The sequence below is a fragment of the Rhizobium sp. R86522 genome (assembly GCF_042466255.1).
Classification (GTDB): Bacteria; Pseudomonadota; Alphaproteobacteria; order Rhizobiales; family Rhizobiaceae; genus Allorhizobium.
The window spans coordinates 193,290-213,461 of the sequence record NZ_JAXHBX010000001.1 but is presented as its reverse complement, the minus strand read 5'-3'; the positions used below and the strand labels follow the sequence as shown (position 1 = coordinate 213,461).

The window sequence follows — 20,172 nt, the reverse complement described above, 5'->3', positions numbered from 1 at the left end:
GTCAAGACTACGCCCGCCACAGCAGAAGTGTCAACTTAGATTGACGTATATTTTTATTTACAGAAATGAAAAGTGAGTACATTGTACCCCTGCTCGTCTGACGTGATGCCTGCCGTCCACGCCTGACGCCGCATTGAAACGGTTTCGCGGGCGGGGAGCACGGCGCGGGATGATGGACGGATCACTTCAAGGGATGAATGAGAGGCCAAATGGCACGGCCCCGTCGCATTGCGAGGGCCTGCAGCCGCTCACAAGGGTTGCCGTGGAAGGCAAGAGAGCATACCTAGCCCAAAGCGACGGGGAGAAGCTCCGCCGCCTAATCGAGGGAACGGTGGCTTCGATGACCGCCGAAAAGCTGTCGACACGTTACGACCGAGGTCTGGAGCACGATCGCCTCTACGAAAGGGCGCTCGCTGAGTTTCGTATTCTCGTTCTTCACCCGCGCACGCGCATGGCGTCCCTGCGCGCGTTTCTCGACCACGAACTTCCGCGGGGCCGGCCCTACTATGTCAAGGTTCTGTTCCTGGAAACCGTCGCGCGCCTGCTCGGCCGGGAATGGGTCTCGGATGACTGCGACTTCATCGACGTCACAATAGGAACCTCCCGTCTGCAGGCGCTGGCAATCTCCCTGTCGCTCGACCTGCGGGAAGCCGATCGCAATCGAAATGCGCCCGCAGCGCTGATCATGACGCCGTCTGGCGAGCAGCATACGCTGATGCCGCACCTGATTGGCCTGCTCTTCGACAGCCTTGGCTGGACAAGCGAGGTGCTTGAGCCCTCGGCCTTGAGAACGCCGACCTTCGCACGTGCCGTCGAAGAGGCGGATGTCGCCTGCATCGGCTGGAGCAACATCCGGCTTGCTACAGAATTCAAGACCCTGGTTCAGGATGTGCGCAAGCTTCGCCCCGGGCCGCGCCTACCCCTCATCGTCGGCGGCACAGCAGCGCTGGATTCCGTTGATTTTCTTGTAGGTTTGGGGATTGACTGCATCTGTGACAGCGTTTACTCCGCCGTGAAGATCTGCGAAAGTTACTATGAATTGGAAAGAATCAGCCAGCAGGCTAGCGCCGCCGGCCGAACGGCAGTGGTTACACCCAGCGGAATCGATTGGCTCACTCCATGAAGCCACTGAACGGTCATAGCGGTACAGATGGCTTCGCGGTTGCAGACAGCCTGTTGAAGACGCTCGATCCGGATTCGATAGGCTCGCTCGTGAGCCTAGGCGCAGACGTCGTTCTGCTCGTCGACCAGTCCTCGATCATCTCACAAGTCTATTTCACCAACAAGGATCTTGCCGACTATGGCTTGTCAAAGACGGTTGGCAAGCGGCTTCAGGACTGCGTGACGATCGAGTCGGTCCCGAAGATCGACTCCATGCTGTCGGCAGAGACCAGCCACCGCCCCCTGCGCGGCTACCAGGTCAACCACAAGTGCAGCGGGAAGCCCGATCTTCCGGTCGTCTACTCCGCCTACACCGCCCGAGACTTTCCCTATACCATCGTGGTTGGCCGCGAGCTGCGCCAGCAGATGCTCGACCAGCAGCGCCTCGTCCAGACCCAGATGGAACTGGAGGCCGACTACCGCGAACTGAAGGAAGCCGAGACCCGTTATCGGACGGCTTTCAAGGTCGCAACCGTCGCCTATGTCATGCTCGATGGCGAACGGCGTACGATTTTGGATGCCAATCCGGCTGCCAGCACGCTTCTGTCCTCGACCGGCGCGCCCCTGTCCGGCAAGTCCATCCGAGACCTCTTCGCCAAGGAAGACCGCGATCGGGTTGGAGACGCGATCAGCGAGGCACGCCACAGTCCCAATCCGGTCAATGTGGATGGCGTAAGCGTCGCCAAGGGCGAGCCCGTTTCGCTCACGATCCGCTCCTATCGGGAAAACGGCATCACCAATGTTCTTCTGGCGATCTGGCCAGCCGACCAGGACAAGGAAAGCAAGCGCCAGCGTACGGAGCGGCCGGTCGGCGGCACGGGGGTCGAGATTGCGGATCTGCCTGAGGCCGTCTTGCTGACGGATGCCGAAGGTGTGGTCCTCGCGGCCAATACCCTGTTTCTAGACCTCATTCATGCGCCGTCCCTGACCCAGGTTCTCGGCCGCAACATCGGATCCTGGTTCACGAGCGCCGCCATCGATATCCGCGTGCTCTACACGCGCCTCCTGGACGAGCCGTCCATTCGCGGCTTCACCTCGACCCTGACCGACAATCTTTCCGGCGAAAGCGCCGTCAGCATCTCGGCCCGGCTCAATGCCAGCAGCAACACGATCCAGTTGATCGTGATCCCACAGCAGACGGGCAATGAGCGCCTGACCATTCCGTCTCCGGGCATGTCCGACCAGGCCGAGGGCTTTTCCGCACTCGTGGGCAAGGTTCCGCTCAAGGACCTGATCCGGGAATCCCTCGATGTGATCGAAAAGATCTGCATCGAGGCGGCACTCGATCAAACCAGCAACAACCGCGCCTATGCAGCGGAGATCCTGGGCCTTTCGCGCCAGAGCCTCTATATCAAGCTGCGGCGCCACGGGCTTGAGGACTACCGTCCCGGCTCCGATCGTCACGCCTGACAGACGATCAAGACTGTCAATTTTAGTTGACACACCCCAGGGTGCGGACTAGCTTCCTCCCATGGCTCAGATCCCTTCCCATGTCCCGGCAGCCTCCTACCCGTCGCCTAAGGCGGTGGTGCAGTTGTTGAAGCCGATTACATGGTTTCCGCCGATGTGGGCCTTTGCCTGTGGTGCGATTGCCTCGGGAGCTGGCATAGGCGACCGGTGGTTTCCGATCGCGCTCGGCGTGCTCCTCGCCGGACCGCTGCTGTGTGGCATGAGCCAGGCAGTCAACGATTGGTTCGATCGCCATGTCGATGCGATCAACGAGCCGCATAGGGTCATTCCATCGGGCCGAATGCCCGGCCAATGGGGACTGGCCATCGCAATAGTCATGTCCGTTCTGTCCATGGCCGTTGCAGCATTTCTTGGGCCACTCGTCTTTGCCGCTGCCCTGGTTGGCCTCGCGCTCGCCTGGGGCTACAGCGCGCCACCCTTCCGCTTCAAGCAAAATGGCTGGATCGGCAATGGCGTTGTCGGCCTGAGTTATGAGACCCTGCCCTGGATCACGGCCGCGACGGCAGCGCTCGGCCATGCGCCGTCCACCCGCACCCTTATGATTGCGCTTCTCTACGGCGTCGGCGCTCACGGCATCCTGACGCTGAATGATTTCAAATCGATCAAGGGCGATCAGCAGATGGGCGTCGACACGCTGCCGGTTCTGCACGGCGCCCTCAACGCTGCCCGGATTGCCTGCCTAGTCATGGCCGTCTCACAGGCCTGCGTCATCCTTCTGCTCGCACAGGCCGGCCTTGAGACAGGGGCAATCCTCGTCGGAGTCGTTCTCGCCCTGCAACTCCTATGCATGATCCGTTTCCTGCGTGATCCCGAAGGCAAGGCGGTCTGGTACTCGGCGGTGGGTGTGGGTCTCTATGTCACCGGTATGATGGCCGCAGCTGTGGCGCTCGGCTCACTGCCCCCCCCCGCGCCATCCCTCGGATAGAAAGCGCGATCATGCGTCAGCTCGCCATCAAGCCCCAATCCAGCCGCTCCGCAGACGAGGGCCTCGGCTGGTTCGCGATCATCCGGCTGGGCCTCGTCCAGGCAGCACTCGGCGCAATCGTGGTGCTGACGACCTCGACCCTGAACCGGGTGATGATCGTCGAACTCGGTCTCGCCGCCGTCATCCCGGGTCTGCTGGTCGGCCTGCACTACGGCGTCCAGATCACCCGCCCCATCTGGGGCCACAAGTCCGATACCGGCCGATCCCGAACACACTGGATCCTCGGCGGCCTTGCCCTCCTCGCCGTTTCTGGAACAGGCGCGGCTGCAACGACACTTCTCTTCGAGCAGTCGGTTCTCGCCGGCATCATGGCGGCGATCGTCGCCTATATCCTGATCGGCATCGGCATTGGCGCCTCTGGAACATCTCTGCTTGCGCTGATCGCCATGAAGACGGCAGTCGAAAAACGCGCAGCAGCCGCGACGATCACCTGGATGCTGATGATCACAGGCATCATCGTGACATCCATCGTCGTTGGCGCGCAGCTCGATCCCTATTCCCACGAGCGCCTGGTCGCCGTCACGGCAGCGACCGGCGTGGTTGCCTTCCTCATCGGCATCGTCGGAGTGGCGGGCATGGAGGCCCGACCGACGGTGGGGGCATCGGAAGAGCGCCCCGCGGTTGCGGGCTTCCGGGAAAGCTTGCGAGACGTGCTCGATGACCGCGAGGCGCGGCTCTTCACACTGTTCATCTTCCTTTCCATGCTGGCCTTCGCCACACAGGACCTCATCCTTGAGCCCTATGCCGGCCTTCTCTTCGGCATGACGCCGGGCGAAACGACGGCGCTCTCAGGCATCCAGCATGGCGGCGTGCTGCTTGGCATGATGACGGTTGGGCTTTCGGGCGCGCTCCTTGGAAAACACTATCCCAATCTGCCGAGACATTTCATCACCTGGGGCTGCTTCGGCTCGGCCGTGGCTTTGGGCGCCCTTGCGCTGTCCACGCAAGCCGCACCCTTCTGGCCGCTGGAGTTCAACATCTTCCTGCTCGGCGCGACCAACGGCGCCTTTGCGGTAGCAGCCGTCGGCACGATGATGATCCTTGCGGGACAGGGCCGGACATCCAACTACGGAATGCGGATGGGCGTCTGGGGTGCAGCACAGGCTATCGCCTTTGGACTCGGCGGCGTCCTGGGAACGGTGGCGCTCGATCTCGGCCGCTGGCTGATGGCGAGTGATGCACATGCTTTCGCGGCGGTCTTCTCGATTGAGGCGGGCCTTTTCCTCGTGTCGGCACTCGTCGCAACGCGTATCGGACATCAGTCGATGCGATCGCAAGCACCGATTCAAGACGCTGCTATCATGCCTGGAGAATGAACCCTGAGGCCGGATGCCCGGCAGGGAGACGCGCATGTCGAAGATTTATGACGTTGTCGTTGTCGGTGGAGGCCCCTGTGGTGCCATGGCCGCCGAGCGGCTGGCCGAGAAGGGGCATAGCGTGCTCCTCGTCGACCCGGACAACCGGATCAAGCCCTGCGGTGGGGCAATCCCGTCGAGAGCGCTGGCCGATTTCGCCATTCCCGAGGCCCAGCTGGTGGCGCGCGCCAATGCGGCGCGGATCATCGCACCATCAGGTCGGACCGTGGACATGACGATCGGCGACATCGGTTATGTCGGCATGGTCGATCGCGCCGCCTTCGACCCTTACCTTCGTCAGCGCGCCGCCGACGCCGGAGCGGAGAGACTTTGCGGCAAGCTCGACAAGATGGCGGAAGGAGACGGCGGCCTGCTCGAACTGACAGTGGAATCGACGGCCAAGGATGCCGGTCCGGAACCGATCCAGATCCGGGCCCGACGCGTCATCGGTGCAGACGGCGCCAACTCGGCCGTGCGGCGCCTGATGTTCCCGGCCTCCCGCAAGCCGCCCTATGTCTTTGCCTATCACGAGATCGTCGAAAGCCCGTCCAACGCCGATGAGGCCGTCTTCAAGGCCGACCGCTGTGACGTCGTCTATGATGGCCGCATCTCGCCTGACTTCTATGGCTGGGTCTTCCCCCATGGGGGCCACACCAGCATCGGCACAGGCACGGCCGTCAAGGGTCACAACATTCGGGAGGCGACGCGGGCCTTGAAGCTTGCGGCCGGCCTCGGCGACTGTCGGGTCATCCGAAGAGAAGGGGCGCCCTTGCCCTTGAAGCCGATGAAGCGCTGGGACAACGGCCGCAACGTTCTGCTGGCTGGCGATGCCGCAGGCACCGTCGCCCCGTCTTCGGGCGAAGGCATCTATTACGCCATGCTCTGCGGAAGGCTATCGGCAGACGCCGTGCACCAGTCACTGCTGTCGAATAGCGGGCGGGCATTGGCCGATGCGCGCCGGACCTTCATGCGGGCTCATGGCAGGGTCTTCCTGATCCTCGGCATCATGCAGAAGATCTGGTATCGCAACGACAGGCTGCGCGAGAAGTTCGTGGCCATGTGCGCAGATCCCGACGTGCAGCGGCTGACCTGGGAATCCTATCTCAACAAGAAACTCGTGCGCCGTGACCCCCTTGCCCATTTGCGCGTTTTTTTCAAAGATCTCGCCAAACTGTTCGGCATCCCTGCAGGGCAAAGATGACGGCATCGCTGGTCTTCCTCTTCACGTCCGGCTGGATCAGTGCGGTGGCGATTGCGCTGTTGTGGGCAATCACCCTGATCGTCGCCCGGCGATCACCAGAGCCACGATCGACTGTCGTCAATCTCGCGCCCAACGCCATCTCGGGCAGCGCTCTTCTCGCCGCCTTCGGGCTGGCCATGCGCCAGACACAGGTTCTGTGGCTGGCCCTGCTGCTGGCTATCTCGCTGGTCGCCTTCCTGATCGATTTACGGATCAGGCTTGCGGCTCAGGCCTCCGGGTTGAGGCGGCGGACGGATTGATTGAGTGCGCCGGCAGCCGTCACCCAGACGAGATAGGGAACGAACAAGACCGATGCGAGCGGCGCCACAGGCCAGGCAACCAGGATGAACAGTGCAACGGAAAGCCAGAGAACTGAAACATCCACGAGCGCGAGATCCATACGCCGCATGCCGAAGAAGAAATAGGACCAGAGAGCATTGGCCACAATCTGCACTGACCACACGGCCATGGGCAGGGACCAGCCGGCGACATCCCAGATCAGCCAGCCGGCATAGCCGATCAGCACATAAAGGATCGTCCAGACGACGGGAAAGGCCCATTTGGGCGGTGTCCAGCTCGGTTTACGCAGGTTCTCGTACCACTCGCCGGGCTTGAAGACCGCGCCGCTCGAGGCGGCTGCGAGAACAATGACGAGAAAGACGACTGCGGCCATGATCCAGCTCCGGGTTGGTTTCCGTATATTGAAGCATATCGCCTGCATTCTGGTTCCAAGCTTGGCTTCAGAATGAGAGGCGAACCACCCGGCGAGTGAACCGGACGGGTCAATTTTATGCCAGCATGATTTGTTACTTCATCCGCGATGCCATGGGAGGATACACATGTCGAGGATAATTGCAGCCGCTTGCACCGTCGCAGCCCTTTTGCTGTCTCAGAACGCTTTCGCGCAGGAAGGAGACGCTGCAGCCGGTGAGGCCGTGTTCAAGAAATGCGCGGCCTGTCACAACGTCGCCGACGCCAAACATAAGGTTGGCCCCTCTCTCCAGGGCGTGATCGGGCGCCAGCCCGGCATAGCCGAAGGCTTCAAATACTCCAAGGCAATGACCGATTTCGGCGCCGGCAAGGTATGGGATGACGCACAGCTGGCCGCTTACCTCGAGAATCCCCGTGGCGTGGTCAAGGGCACGCGCATGGCCTTTGCCGGCTTGAAGGATCCGAAGGAAATCGCCGACGTAATCGCTTATATGAAAACCTTCCCGGCCCCCTGATCTCTGGGGGCTCGTTCCGCCGGGATGCAGATTCCGGCGGAATTCCGCGAAAAAGTGTAAAAAAAAGTTTACATATCGCTCTTCTTCTCCGAATATGATGATATTGCACCAGTCTCAGGCAACCGCCCACCGGATGCGCCAAATCGGCGCTCGCAGCGACAGCGGACCCAGGAGAATTGGGCTCTTTCGTGGGAGGAGAGCACAGTGGGTTTTTCTTTTGCGAATGACGTCGCCACCCCTCTGCTTGACCAGGTGCGCGTCCCTGACGACCTGAAAAGCATGGACCAGGCGGCGCTCTGTCGTCTCGCGCAGGAACTGCGCGGCGAGACACTTCGGGTTGTCTCCGAAACCGGCGGCCACCTCGGCTCCAGTCTTGGCGTGATAGAGCTGACTGTCGCCATCCACGCCTCTTTCTCAGCCCCGCGCGACACGATCATCTGGGATGTCAGCCACCAGTGTTATCCGCACAAGATCCTGACCGGACGGCGGGACCGCATGCGCAGCCTGCGCAAGAAGGACGGCCTGTCCGGCTTTACCCGTCGTGGCGAGAGCCCTTTCGACCCCTTCGGTGCCGCTCACTCGTCCACGTCGATTTCAGCAGGCCTCGGCTTTGCCACTGCCCGGGACTTGAAGGGGGAAGACGGCCACGTCGTATGCATCATCGGTGACGGCGCGATGTCCGCCGGCATGGCCTTCGAAGCGATGAACAATGCCGGGGCATCAGGCCGCCCGCTGATCGTCATTCTCAACGACAACGACATGTCGATTTCAGCCTCGACCGGAGCGCTCAACCGCCACCTGTCGGACGTCCGCCGGAAAGCCGGGACGAATGTCGGCAACGTGTTCGAGAACTTCGGCTTCGACTATCGTGGACCGGTCGACGGGCATGATCTCGACGTGCTGGTTCCACTTCTGGCAGAACTGCGGGACGAGAAGGATGGTCCGATCCTCTTGCATGTTATCACGCGCAAGGGAGCCGGATACGCACCGGCCGAAGCAGCCGAGGACAAGTATCACGGCGTGAACCCGTTCGATGTGTCAACGGGCAAGCAAAACAAGGCAGAAGCAAAGGCGCCGAGCTACACGCGGGTCTTCGCCGACGCCCTGATTGCGGAAGCGGAAACGGATGACCGCATCGTCGCGATCACGGCCGCCATGTCAGCCGGCACCGGTGTCGACCGCTTTGGAGCCGCCTTTCCCGATCGCACCTTCGATGTCGGCATTGCCGAACAGCATGCCGTCACCTTTGCTGCCGGTCTCGCGGCCAGCGGCATGAAACCATTCTGCGCGATCTATTCGACCTTCCTGCAGCGCGCCTATGACCAGATCGTCCATGATGTGGCCCTGCAGCAGTTGCCTGTCCGTTTCGCGATCGACAGAGCCGGGCTGGTCGGGGCTGACGGCCCTACCCATGCCGGCGCCTTCGATATTCTCTATCTCGCCAACCTGCCCGGCTTTACAGTGATGGCCGCAAGCGACGAGGCTGAACTCGTACACATGGTTGCGACGGCAGCAGCCCATGATCACGGTCCTATTGCATTTCGCTACCCGCGTGGCGAGGGCACGGGCGTCCCCCTTCCGATCCGTGGCGAAGTTCTGCCGATCGGCCGCGGTCGCATCATCGAGCAGGGAGGCCAGATCGCGCTCCTGTCATTCGGCACCCGGCTTGCCGACTGTCTCAAGGCCCGCCGCCTTCTGGCACTCGAAGGAATTTCCGTGACGGTCGCCGACGCGCGTTTTGCCAAGCCGCTCGATACCGCGCTTCTGGCTGAACTCGTCGACAACCATTCGATGCTGGTGACGGTCGAGGAAGGCGCGACCGGCGGGTTCGGCGCCCTCGTTCTTCACCACCTCGCCAATCACGGCATGCTCGACGGACGTTGTGCCGTCCGGACCCTGACGCTACCGGACACGTTCATCGCCCAGGCAAGCCCCGAGGACATGTACGAGGAAGCCAAGCTGACAGCCCGCCACATTGCGGCTGCAGCGCGCAACGGTCTTACGGTGGCAAGGCCTAATGCCGATATTCGCAGGTCCGCAAGGGCCGGACAGCAGGAACTACCGACGCGCCTCCACCGCGCGGAGGACCGCTGAACTAAACCACAAGACGGCATCGGGCGTATTCGACTACGAGAGGTTTGGCGTCGGCGCAAGAATGCACTAATATCCCATCGGGATGAGCGGATCTGCCCAAGCCGATGACCGGGAGGGTGATATGGCGGGTGAAAAGAACGGGGGACCACCCGGCGGGGCGGACGAACCTCCGTACAATGGTGATGGTAGGTCTTCACTGTCCAAGTCGGACACGCGGCTGACAAGCCTGGAGCAGCGCATTCTCGAAGGCGCGATCCGGGATGCCGTGCCGCGGCTCGTGGGAGCGAGCCATGCGGATATGACAAAAGGTCCGCGCGTGAGCGAGATGCCGCCGGAAATCGATTTCCACCTGCATCCGGAACTGGATCCGAAGGCGCGCGAGTTGCCGGGAACCGACAAGGCGATCACCTACCGATCCGCGCTCACTGAGGCCCTCGTCCAGGCAGATCCTCGTGGTCACCGGGAGATCATCGAGGAATTGCAGCGCACTGACCTGCCCATGCACACGCTCGCGATCCAGCTTTTTTCGCCTGTCGCCGCGCAACTCGGTCGGCTCTGGTGCAATGACGAAACCGATTTCATCCAGGTTGCCGTGGCCTCAACCAGGCTCGGCATGATCGTCAACCATCTGTCGCAGAACCGCAGCCAGACCATTCGCGATCGCCAAAAGGCGCGCCGCGTGTTACTGGCGCGGACCCCGGGCGCCCTGCACACCATCGGCGTATCGATCGTTGCTTCCTGTTTTCGCGACATGGGCTGGGACGTCGAAGGTGGGGCGGACCTCGAACTCAACGACAGCCTCTACATGCGCCTGTCGAATTCCTCCTACACTCTTTTGGGTATCTCGGTCGGCCGTGTCGACGAAGTGGATGAATGCGCCTCTGCCATTCGCCGGGTTCAGTCCAGGCGCAGCCCGGGTCCGATGAAGATCGCGGTCGGTGGTCCGGCCGTCATGAAGGACCCGCGCGCCTTCGGCAATATCGGCGCCGACATGGTGGCGAAATCGGCACTCGAGGTCATGCATCTGGCGGACAGGATGGGTGCCTGACCGCATTGCAAGCGGTGAGGTCGCTGGCGTCACCCCGTGACGCCAAAGACCAGAGACCACGGCCCGCGAGCGTCAGTTCGGCGCTCGCCAAGCGCATAGATGATCTCAATAGGATCCACCTCAAAGGCGGCACTCACGGCATGCGATGTGGGATTGGCGACAAGTATGTAGTGCCGTCCGTCCTCAAGCGGCCACTCGACACGGATGACGCCATTCTCGGCAGCATAGCGCCCGCCCTGACGCATCCGCGCCAGCAACGGCACGACACGCTCTCGCCGAAGCGCAATGAGCTGGCGGTAGCGTTCGATCCAGGTCGAACCATGCTTTGAACCTGCCTGCTCCCAGTCGAGGATCGCAGAGCGGAATGTCTCCGCCGATGTCGGGTCGAGCACATGTTCCCCGTCGAAACCCGGCAACTTCGAGAGCTCATTCCGCCGGCCGTCGCGTACGGCTGCGTTGAGCTCCTCGTCGAAATCGCAAAAATAGGGAAATGGCTTTTTTGAACACCACTCCTCGCCCATGAACAGCATCGGGATTTGCGGTGAGAGCAGCATCAGCGAAACGGCGAAGGCGAGCGCCTGTTCGGGAAGTGCGGCCATGACCCTGTCACCCTGGGCACGGTTGCCGATCTGGTCGTGATTGTGAAGGAACGAAACCAGAGCCGAAGGTGGGAGATGTGCGCTCGGACGGCCGCGCCGTTCACCGCGATAGGGCATCACGTCACCCTGATACACGAAGCCTTCCGCCAGAGCCTTTGCAAGAGCCGCACCCGCATCCCGGTAATCGGCGTAGTAGCCGAAGGTCTCGCCGGTCGTGGCCACATGCAAGGCGTGATGGACGTCGTCATTCCACTGAGCGTCGAACGTGTTGGTACTGGGCTGGCCCCGCTCGAGCAGAAGCGGGTCATTCTCCTCGTTCTCGACGATCAGATGAATGTGGCGATCGGCAAAACGCTCCCGCACACGCGCCGCGAGTTCGTGCAAAAAGTGCGGTTCACTGTCGTCGCGGATGGCGTGCACGGCATCGAGCCGCAGTCCATCGACATGAAACTCCCCGATCCAGAAGAGCGCGTTTTCGATCAGGAATGCGCGCACCATCTCGCTCTGCGCATCATCGAAGTTGATACCGTCGCCCCATGGGGTCTGATGATGCGGCGAGAACAGCGGCGCATAAGCCGGCATAAAGTTTCCGGACGGGCCGAAGTGGTTGTAGACAACATCGAGGAACACGGAGATGCCCCTTTGATGGGCCGCCTGAACGAGCAGCGCCAGTTCGTCCGGGCGTCCATACCGACTGTCCGGCGCATACGGCATGACACCGTCATAACCCCAGTTCCAACGACCGGGAAAATCGGCGATCGGCATCAGCTGGATGGCGGTTATCCCAAGGTTGCCGAGGTGATCCAGCCTGTCGATCGCAGCTCGGAAGGTACCCTCATCCGTGAATGTGCCGACATGCAGCTCGTAGATGACCATGTCCGCCCAGGGCCGCCCGCGCCAAATGGCGTCGCGGGTCTTCTGCGTCGAAAGATCGACGACCTCGCTCGGCCCGAAGACGTCCTCGGGCTGGTGCCGGCTTGCAGGATCCGGGACAATGAGGCCATCCGGCAGTAGAAACCGATAGCGGGTACCCGGCCGTGCCCCAGTGACTTTGAGGCGAAACAGGCCATCCGCCTGCCGATCCATGTCCTTCGCAGGAGCGCCGTCAATTTCGAGCGTCACCGATTTGCAATGCGGCGCCCACAACCGAAACAAAACCCCGTCATCTTCAATGACGGGGCCAAAAAGATAGTCTGTCACCGCTGCTTCTCCTACGCTGCCACGAGGAGGCAACGCAGGAAGCGATGAATGGTTCGCACCCCAGCGCGAAAGGTGGAAGGACGGTTATCGCGTCATGATGCCTGGGGTGAAAATGGCAGCGGAAAGGTGACCGCCTGCCCCGTTTCTGCAGACTTCTGTGCTGCGAGCCCCATGGCCACCGCCCACCAGCCGTCATCGAGCGCAACCTCGACCGGCCGCTCGCCCTTTGCCGCCTTCTGGAAGCGCTGGTGCTGATAGAAGGTCGAGCCGTTGTGGTCACCGGCTTCCAGCAGGTGCGGATCAACCGGAATTTCGACGACGCGCGGCCCTTTCGGATCACGCGGTGAGACGATGACCTGAGCAATCGGTGGCTCGCCGAGATGTTCGGGCCAGAAACGGCCGGGGCCTGGCACCAGGCACTCGATCTTGCCGGTGGCGCCAACTGCCGAGATTTCCTCCTGATAGCGGGCACCTTCGGCAAACATGCAGAGCTCCAGCATCGCCCGCGCCCCAGAGGCAAAGTCGACAATCACATAGGCATTGTCCCAGATGTCGGAGCGATTTCCGTCATAGACCTCGTCGACATGATTCACGGACTGTCCACCCGAAGCCATGATGCGAACCGGGTCGGATTTCAGGATGTGCCGCATCAGATCGAAGAAATGGCAGCATTTCTCGACGAGGGTCCCACCCGTGTTGCGATTGAACCGGTTCCAGTCGCCGACCTTTTCGAGAAACGGAAAACGATGCTCGCGGATGGTCAACATGCGGATGCCACCGGTGGCCTCGTCCGCCTGTTCGATCATCCGCGCGACCGGCGGCATGTAGCGGTATTCCATGGCGACCCAGATCGGCGCCGGATAGGCAGCTCGCAGGGCGGCAAGGCGCGGAGCATCGGCAGGATCGGTGAACAACGGCTTCTCCACCAGCACCGGCAGCGGCCGAATCCCAGCGATCTTTTCCAACTGCTCGAGATGCAGATAGTTGGGGCTTGCGATCAGCAGGCAGTTCACGGCCTCGACAGCAAGCAGCTCCTCGATCGAGGCGACCATCTTTGCCGTCGGGACAGCCTCCGCTGACAGCGCGCGCATGCCGGCATCCGGCTCATAGATCGCGACCACCGATGCATCCTGCAGAAGGGCGATGTTGCGCAGGTGCTCCTGCCCCATCATGCCGCAACCGATGATCCCGTATTGAAGTCCTGCCACGCTTTCCTCCTCAATTGAACCGCTCGTCGCGGTCATGTCATTTCAGCCGCGACACGTATCGCGCGACGGTGTGATCGAGCCAGGTCCGCGAGACTTCCGCACGGGCTCCCTCCTGATCCTGGCTGATGCGTTGAATATGTGTGGCGGGCGCGCCTGGCCTCAGACCGAAGCTCGCAGGCGCCCAGTCCGGCGCAACGTCGAGACCGATCTGGTCCTCGGCCCTCGCAATCCAGAGCGAGAGCTTGGTGCGATAGAACAGATAGAGGGATTCCGAGACCGCCTCCGGGTCAATCGTCTCGACATAAGAGCCGTCGAGCCAGATCTCCTCGAGCGCCGCCGGACGGCCGGAAAGACGCCGCAAACGCCGGATCCGATGCGCCTCCGCGGACGTGCCGAATGTCGGCAGCCCGTCCGGTTTCGGCAGTCGGTCGATCGACAGGATCTCGGCGGTCGGCAAACCGCCGCCGCCCGGGAGTTCAAGCCGGAACATCGAATAAACAGATTTCGGATCGGAGATCGCCCGCACGTAATTGCCGGAGCCCTGAATGCGCTCCAGCAGCCCGCGATTTTGCAGCTCTGCCAATGCCTTGCGCAAAGTGCCGACGGCAATGCCGAGTTCTTCGGCCATATCCCGCTCTGGCGGCAGCTTTTCACCGTCGATCAGCCGTCCCGCCGCGATATCACGCACCAGAAGCTCGGTAATCTGCACATAGATGGGAAGGCTGCCGGGCGGCTGCGTTGCGGAGTTTTGTGGCACTTCGGTATCGCCGAGAAAAAATTGATACACTATTGATCTACATCAAATCGAGTGTTAGGCAAGAGGAAAGTTGGAGCCTTGGAGGAGACCTCAATGACTGTCGTACCTGTCACATCGGCCGATATCGATGGCGCGGAAGTGTCGTGGTTCGCAGCCCTTTGCTCTGACGATTATCAATTTCTCGGCGTGCCCGATGGTGCCCTGCGCTCAAGCTTCGAGCACTGCTCCGACATCGTCCAGAAGGCCGAGCAACTCGGCTTCCGCAACATCCTCTGCCCTTCCTCATATCAGGTAGGCCAGGACACGCTAAGCTTCGTCGCCGGCTGTGCGCCGATCACGTCCAAGATCAACATGCTCGCCGCCATCCGCTGCGGCGAGATGCAGCCAATCATGCTGGCGCGCACGGTCGCCACCCTCGATCACATGCTGAAGGGTCGATTGACGCTCAACGTCATCAGCTCGGACTTCCCCGGCGAAGTCGCAGACAGCGCCTTCCGCTACAAGCGCAGCCACGAGGTGGTCGAGATCCTCCGCCAGGCGTGGACGCGTGACACGATCGACCACGAAGGCGAAGTCTACCAGTTCAAGGGCGTGTCCACCGAGCCCGCCCGCCCATACCAGCAGAACGGCGGCCCCCTTCTCTATTTCGGCGGTTACTCCCCCGATGCGCTGGAGCTCTGCGGCGCGCAATGCGACGTCTATCTGATGTGGCCGGAGAAGAAGGACCAGCTCGCCGAGCGGATGAAGGCTGTGCATGCGCGCGCCGAAGCCCATGGCCGGACCCTCGATTACGGTCTGCGCGTCCACATGATCGTGCGGGACACCGAGAAGGAAGCCCGCGAATACGCCGAATACATCGTCTCGAAGCTCGATGACGAATATGGCAAGCTGATCCGCGATCGTGCACATGACTCGATCTCGCTCGGCGTCGCCCATCAGGCCCGCGCTCGCGAACTCGCCGACCAGTTTGGCTATATCGAGCCGCATATGTGGACCGGCATCGGTCGCGCCCGCTCCGGCTGTGGTGCAGCCCTCGTCGGCTCCACCGACCAGATCCTCTCGGAATTGGAAGAGTATAGGAAGATGGGCATCCGCGCCTTCATCCTGTCAGGATATCCGCATATCGACGAGGCGGTTCACTTCGGCACCAAGGTGCTGCCGGAACTCAAGACTGTCTCACTTCCCCACGCTTATGGCCGCGTCCCCTCGGAAACGCCGCCCACACCTCTCGGAAATGGAGTTCGCCGCTGATGCAGCGCGTCAATCTTACCCCTGATCTCACCTTCAGCCGCCTGGTCTACGGCATGTGGCGCATCGGCGACGATGCCGACACCTCGCCCACGCATGTGCAGGCCAAGATCGAGGCCTGCCTCGCCCAGGGCATCACGACCATGGATCAGGCCGACATCTATGGCGGTTACACCGCAGAAGCGATCCTCGGCAACGCGCTGAAGGCCTCCCCCGGCCTGCGCGACAAGCTCGAGATCGTCACCAAATGCGATATCGTCGCCCCGGTCGGTCGCCATTCGGCAGCCCGCGTCAAGTACTACGATACGTCGGCGGCTCACATCACCGCCTCGGTCGAAGCCTCGCTCACCGACATGGGCACCGATCATGTCGACCTGCTGCTGATCCACCGCCCCGACCCTCTGATTGATCCCGATGAAACGGGCCCAGCTCTCGATGCGCTGGTCGCGTCCGGCAAGGTACGCGCCGTTGGCGTTTCCAATTTCCGCCCCTGGGACTTCTCGCTTCTGCAGTCTTCGATGGAGAACAACCTCGTCACCAACCAGATCGAGATGAGCCTGCTTGCGACAGATACCTTTGTGAACGGCGATCTCGCCTATTTGCAGGAACGCATGGTGTCGCCGATGGCCTGGTCGCCGCTGGGTGGCGGACGCCTCCTCGACGGATCGAAGCCGGAACTCCTGTCGGCCCTCAAGCGGATCGGTGCAGAACACGGCGTCGACGAAACGGCTGTCGCCGTGGCTTGGCTGCTGCGTCATCCCGCCACCATTTTGCCGGTCATGGGTACCAATTCGCTCGAGCGCGTCGCAAAGATTGCAGACGCAACCGAGGTGGAGATGGATCGCCAGACCTGGTTCGAGCTTTACACGCTTGCGATCGGACAGGAGGTCGCCTGATGATGGCTGCTAATGACATTCATGCGTTGGAGGCCGTCTTCGTTCCCGGTGCCGACAACCATCGTGCTTTTCGCAATGCACTGGGCAGCTTCACCACGGGTGTGACCGTGGTGACCGCGACGACCTCAGACGGTCCGATCGGCATGACGGTGAACAGCTTTGCCTCGGTTTCGCTCGATCCGCCTCTGGTGCTCTGGTCGCCGGCCAAGAGTTCATCTCGATACGGCGCATTTACGGGCGCCCGACATTTCGCGATCCACGTGCTCGGCGCGGATCAGGATCACCTGAGCGCCGCCTTCACACGCGGCGGGAATGGCTTCGACGGGATCGAGGTCAGGTTCAACGACGAAGGCGTTCCGGTTTTGCCGGGCACGCTCGCGCGTTTCGAATGCGCCGAACAGGCGCAGCACGACGCCGGGGATCACACGATCATCATCGGCAAGGTGTTAAGGGTCGCACATCGGCAGGGAGAACCGCTGTGCTTCTCGGGGGGACGGTTCGGACGCTTCGCCGTCTGAATTGAATTTGGGAGGAGGTCGTCGGCAGCATGAAATACATGCTGCGGCGCGACGGTCGAAGACGATCCGGAACAAGTCTGCGAGGAGAAGATTGCTCCGCGCGGATCTGAATGGGGAACAGCCGTGTTTGTGCGGCGGGAACAAGTCTTCGATAGTGCGCCGAATTGACCGATGACAAGAAACGGGTGGAGACATGACGGCACTTTCGAACCTGACCAATCTGCTCGGCCGGCTGAACGCTGCCGTGTTGACGGTCGGATTGTGGCTTGGGGCCGGCGCACTCGGCATCATGCTCGTGTTCATTCTCGTTCAGGTCTTCTTTCGCTACGTCCTCGGCAATGCTCTGCCCTGGAGTGAGGAAGGCTCCCGTTTCCTGATGCTCTGGATGACGGGCTTGATGGTGCCGACGGCATTCCGCCAGGGCGGCTTTGTCGCCATCACGATGATCCTCGACATCTTTCCGCGTCTGATCGGCGGCCTGATCAACCTGCTTTTCCTTGGACTGGCGGCGGTCCTGCTTTATGTCGCCATGCGCATCGGCTGGGCTGAAGTGACAGGGCTCGGCGGACGATTTGCCATGCCGGCGATTTCCGTACCAACATCTCTCGACCTCAGCACCTGGATGAAGGTGCCGCGCGGCTGGATGATGGCTTCGCTCGCAACGGGTGTAACCATGATGTTTGTGGTCAGCATCGAACTGATCCTGCGCAGCCTTATCGAACTGACAGGACATCAAGAAAAGCTCGAGCCGGTCGCCTCGCTCGCAGGACTGGGAGCCGAGTGATGCTGACCCTTTTCCTCCCCCTTTTCATGATACTTCTGCTGCTCGGCTTTCCGATCGTGTTCGGCCTGATCGCAGCGCCCGGCATTCTGCTCTGGCTGAACGGCCAGGAGCGCGACATCGTGCTTCTCTATCGCAATGTCTATAACGGGATGGACAGCTTCCCGCTGATGGCGATCCCTTTCTTCATGCTGGCCGGGGAACTGATGAACCGGGCCGGCATCACCATGCGTCTCGTCGAGTTCGCCCAGGCGGTGATCGGCCATCTGCGCGGCGGCCTCGCGCACGTCAACATTTTGTCCTCGATGCTGTTTGCCGGCCTGTCGGGCTCGGCCGTGGCGGACGTATCCGCACTTGGCTCGATGCTGATCCCGGCGATGGAGAAGCAGGGCTATAGCCGAAAATTTGCGACCGCCGTCACGGCGGCATCCTCGATCATCGGCCCGATCATCCCACCGTCCGGCATCATGATCATCTATGCCTATGTCATGGGCGAAAGCGTGGCTGCCCTCTTCCTGGCCGGCATCGTTCCGGGCGTCCTGATCGGCCTCAGCCTCATGGCGATCGTCTACCTGCTTGCCGATCGCGAGAACCTGCCCGCTGCGACGACCCGAGCAACCTGGTCCGAACGTGGCCGCGCAAGCCTTAATGCCTTCTGGCCGCTGATGACACCGGTCATCATCATGGGTGGTATTCTCGGCGGCATCTTCACGCCGACGGAAGCCTCTGCCGTTGCCGTCGGCTACGCAATCTTCATTGGCCTCTTCGTGCTGCGCAGTCTGAAACTCGGCGACATGCCGAGAATTCTGATGCGCGCCGCCATGACCTCGGCGGTTGTCCTGCTTCTCGTCGGCGCAGCGATGGCCTTCAAGACGGTCGCCAGCCTTTCGCACACGCCTGAGCTGCTGGCCTCGATCATCCTGAGCCTGAGTGAAAATCCGCTGGTCCTGTTGCTGCTGATCAATCTGCTGCTCTTCGTCGTTGGCATGTTCCTCGATGCAGGTCCGGCAATCATCATTCTCGGCCCGATCCTCGGCCCCATATTCACACAGATGGGTGTGGATTCCGTCCACTTCGCCATCATCATGGCGGTCAACCTGACGGTTGGCCTTCTGACCCCACCCATGGGCCTGGTACTCTTCGTCTCGTCGTCCGTCTCCGGCCTAAAGGTCGAGACGATCGCCAAGGCCACACTGCCGTTCTTGGCGGCGGAAATCGTTGTGATCTTCCTGATCACCTATTTCCCCGCTTTGACGCTCACGCTCCCGCGCCTTGCGGGCTTCGTCGACTAACTTGAGAAAAGGGAGGAACCAGAATGCTCAAGTCCATGTTGAAAACCTTGCTGCTGGCCAGCGCACTCACCATCACCGGTGTTGCGCAGGCAGCAGACATCACGCTGCGCGCCACCGCCAACTCCAACGAAAACGACGAGGATTATGATGGCCTTGTCGTCTTCAAGAACTATGTCGAGAACGCCTCGAACGGCGCGATCGCCGTCGAACTCTTCATCGGTACCCAGCTCTGCGCCACGGGTGAAGAATGCCTCCAGGGCGTCGCCGACGGCTCGCTCGATATCTACATCTCGACCTCGGGCGGGGCAGCCGGCCTCTTCCCCTATATCCAGGTTCTCGACCTGCCTTACCTGATGAGCGACGACCGCGTGGCAGAGACCGTGCTGACCGGCGACTTCACACGCAAGCTGCGCGAAAAGGCCCTGGCCGACAGCGACAACAAGATCCGCCTGATGACCATCGGCAACACCGGCGGCTGGCGCAACTACGCCAATACCCAGAAGGCGGTGAAGACACCGGAAGATCTGAAGGGTCTGAAGATGCGCACCGTCCCGGCCGATCTGCCGCAGCAGGTGGCGACCGCCGTGGGTGCAGCACCGACGCCGATCCCGTGGCCGGAACTCTTCACCTCGTTGCAGACCGGCGTGGTCGAAGGCACGGCAAACGGCATCACCGACATCATGTCCATGAAGTTCCCGGATGCCGGCCTGAAATATCTGACGCTCGACGGCCACAGCTACATGGGCGCCTTCTGGTGGATGTCGAATGACCGCTTCCAGGGCCTGACGCCGGATCAGAAGCAGATCGTCGTTGACGGATTCGCAGCCCTTCAGCAGGCGACCTTCGCCTCGCCAAAGCGCAAGGAAATCGCCGCCTATCAGGACTTTGCCAAGGCCGGCGGCGAGATCTACGTGCCGACGCCTGCCGAGAAGGAAGCCTTCAAGACCGCCGTCTCGCCCGTCTTCGACTGGTTCAAGACGAATGTGACAGGCGGAGCCGAAGTGTTCGACCTGTTCACGGCAGCGGTTGCCGATGCCCAGAAGAAGGTTGACGCCGAACGCGCAGCTGATCTGAACTGACGACATCAGGGATGC

19 protein-coding genes are annotated in these 20,172 nt (G+C 61.6%); 15 read left to right on the top strand and 4 right to left on the bottom strand.

The features are described 5' to 3' along the window. Positions 1–340: 340 nt before the first annotated feature. The 6 genes from SJY08_RS00980 (at position 341) to SJY08_RS00955 (ending at position 6,471) form a co-directional block, all read left to right on the top strand. Positions 341–1,123 carry a cobalamin-binding protein gene (locus SJY08_RS00980; protein ID WP_069043225.1) on the top strand — a complete coding sequence of 261 codons (783 nt, stop codon included), beginning with the start codon at positions 341–343 and terminating at the stop codon, positions 1,121–1,123. Then, positions 1,120–2,571 carry a transcriptional regulator PpsR gene (gene ppsR / locus SJY08_RS00975; protein ID WP_054147800.1) on the top strand — a complete coding sequence of 484 codons (1,452 nt, stop codon included), beginning with the start codon at positions 1,120–1,122 and terminating at the stop codon, positions 2,569–2,571. Before SJY08_RS00980 ends, ppsR begins: the two co-directional genes overlap by 4 nt. Positions 2,572–2,632: 61 nt before the next feature. Further along, positions 2,633–3,556, top strand: a complete 924-nt coding sequence (gene chlG / locus SJY08_RS00970; protein WP_377274257.1) for a chlorophyll synthase ChlG — start codon at positions 2,633–2,635, stop codon at positions 3,554–3,556. Between the two features lie 11 nt (positions 3,557–3,567). Next, positions 3,568–4,932, top strand: a complete 1,365-nt coding sequence (locus tag SJY08_RS00965; protein WP_069043222.1) for a BCD family MFS transporter — start codon at positions 3,568–3,570, stop codon at positions 4,930–4,932. A 34-nt stretch (positions 4,933–4,966) separates the two neighbouring features. Continuing rightward, complete coding sequence (locus tag SJY08_RS00960; protein WP_377274254.1) at positions 4,967–6,172, top strand: geranylgeranyl diphosphate reductase; 1,206 nt, start codon at positions 4,967–4,969, stop codon at positions 6,170–6,172. Further along, positions 6,169–6,471: a hypothetical protein gene (locus SJY08_RS00955; RefSeq protein WP_377274252.1), complete on the top strand. Its 303-nt coding sequence runs from the start codon at positions 6,169–6,171 to the stop codon at positions 6,469–6,471. The genes SJY08_RS00960 and SJY08_RS00955 overlap by 4 nt, the downstream gene beginning before the upstream one ends. On the opposite strand, the gene SJY08_RS00950 is transcribed toward SJY08_RS00955, so the two are convergent. Then, the gene (locus SJY08_RS00950) at positions 6,438–6,884 is read right to left on the bottom strand and encodes a TspO/MBR family protein (protein WP_377274250.1); all 447 of its coding nucleotides are present in this window, start codon (positions 6,882–6,884) and stop codon (positions 6,438–6,440) included. The two genes, SJY08_RS00955 and SJY08_RS00950, sit on opposite strands and share 34 nt — an antisense overlap. A 166-nt stretch (positions 6,885–7,050) precedes the next feature. Here SJY08_RS00950 and SJY08_RS00945 point away from each other — a divergent pair, with 166 nt between their 5' ends. From SJY08_RS00945 to SJY08_RS00935, 3 genes are all read left to right on the top strand, one after another. Next, a complete protein-coding gene (locus SJY08_RS00945) occupies positions 7,051–7,437 on the top strand; it encodes a cytochrome c family protein (RefSeq protein WP_054147794.1) in 387 nt (128 codons plus the stop codon). A 279-nt stretch (positions 7,438–7,716) separates the two neighbouring features. Next, positions 7,717–9,531: a 1-deoxy-D-xylulose-5-phosphate synthase gene (locus SJY08_RS00940; RefSeq protein ID WP_377278430.1), complete on the top strand. Its 1,815-nt coding sequence runs from the start codon at positions 7,717–7,719 to the stop codon at positions 9,529–9,531. Between the two features lie 121 nt (positions 9,532–9,652). Further along, positions 9,653–10,579 (top strand): B12-binding domain-containing protein, encoded by a 927-nt coding sequence (locus tag SJY08_RS00935; protein ID WP_236759280.1) that lies wholly within the window; start codon positions 9,653–9,655, stop codon positions 10,577–10,579. 29 nt (positions 10,580–10,608) lie between these two features. Here SJY08_RS00935 and treZ read toward each other — a convergent pair whose 3' ends face one another. From treZ to SJY08_RS00920, 3 genes are all read right to left on the bottom strand, one after another. Next, positions 10,609–12,378, bottom strand: a complete 1,770-nt coding sequence (gene treZ, locus SJY08_RS00930; RefSeq protein ID WP_377274247.1) for a malto-oligosyltrehalose trehalohydrolase — start codon at positions 12,376–12,378, stop codon at positions 10,609–10,611. A 92-nt stretch (positions 12,379–12,470) separates the two neighbouring features. Beyond that, positions 12,471–13,586 carry a Gfo/Idh/MocA family protein gene (locus tag SJY08_RS00925; protein ID WP_377274245.1) on the bottom strand — a complete coding sequence of 372 codons (1,116 nt, stop codon included), beginning with the start codon at positions 13,584–13,586 and terminating at the stop codon, positions 12,471–12,473. A gap of 37 nt (positions 13,587–13,623) precedes the next feature. After that, positions 13,624–14,373 (bottom strand): GntR family transcriptional regulator, encoded by a 750-nt coding sequence (locus tag SJY08_RS00920; protein WP_377274243.1) that lies wholly within the window; start codon positions 14,371–14,373, stop codon positions 13,624–13,626. A gap of 63 nt (positions 14,374–14,436) precedes the next feature. On the opposite strand from SJY08_RS00920, the gene SJY08_RS00915 reads away from it, so the two are divergent. The 6 genes from SJY08_RS00915 to dctP all read left to right on the top strand — a co-directional run bounded on the left by SJY08_RS00915 (position 14,437) and on the right by dctP (position 20,157). After that, a complete protein-coding gene (locus SJY08_RS00915) occupies positions 14,437–15,594 on the top strand; it encodes an LLM class flavin-dependent oxidoreductase (RefSeq protein ID WP_054147791.1) in 1,158 nt (385 codons plus the stop codon). Continuing rightward, complete coding sequence (locus SJY08_RS00910; protein ID WP_377274240.1) at positions 15,594–16,487, top strand: aldo/keto reductase family oxidoreductase; 894 nt, start codon at positions 15,594–15,596, stop codon at positions 16,485–16,487. The genes SJY08_RS00915 and SJY08_RS00910 overlap by 1 nt, the downstream gene beginning before the upstream one ends. Then, positions 16,487–17,005, top strand: a complete 519-nt coding sequence (locus SJY08_RS00905) for a flavin reductase family protein (RefSeq protein ID WP_377274238.1) — start codon at positions 16,487–16,489, stop codon at positions 17,003–17,005. The genes SJY08_RS00910 and SJY08_RS00905 overlap by 1 nt, the downstream gene beginning before the upstream one ends. 193 nt (positions 17,006–17,198) lie before the next feature. Then, entirely contained in the window at positions 17,199–17,789 is a 591-nt protein-coding gene (locus SJY08_RS00900) for a TRAP transporter small permease (RefSeq protein ID WP_054147788.1), read from the top strand. Then, positions 17,789–19,078 carry a TRAP transporter large permease gene (locus SJY08_RS00895; protein WP_054147787.1) on the top strand — a complete coding sequence of 430 codons (1,290 nt, stop codon included), beginning with the start codon at positions 17,789–17,791 and terminating at the stop codon, positions 19,076–19,078. Before SJY08_RS00900 ends, SJY08_RS00895 begins: the two co-directional genes overlap by 1 nt. Positions 19,079–19,101: 23 nt before the next feature. Next, positions 19,102–20,157, top strand: a complete 1,056-nt coding sequence (dctP, locus tag SJY08_RS00890) for a TRAP transporter substrate-binding protein DctP (RefSeq protein ID WP_054147786.1) — start codon at positions 19,102–19,104, stop codon at positions 20,155–20,157. Positions 20,158–20,172: the final 15 nt, after the last annotated feature.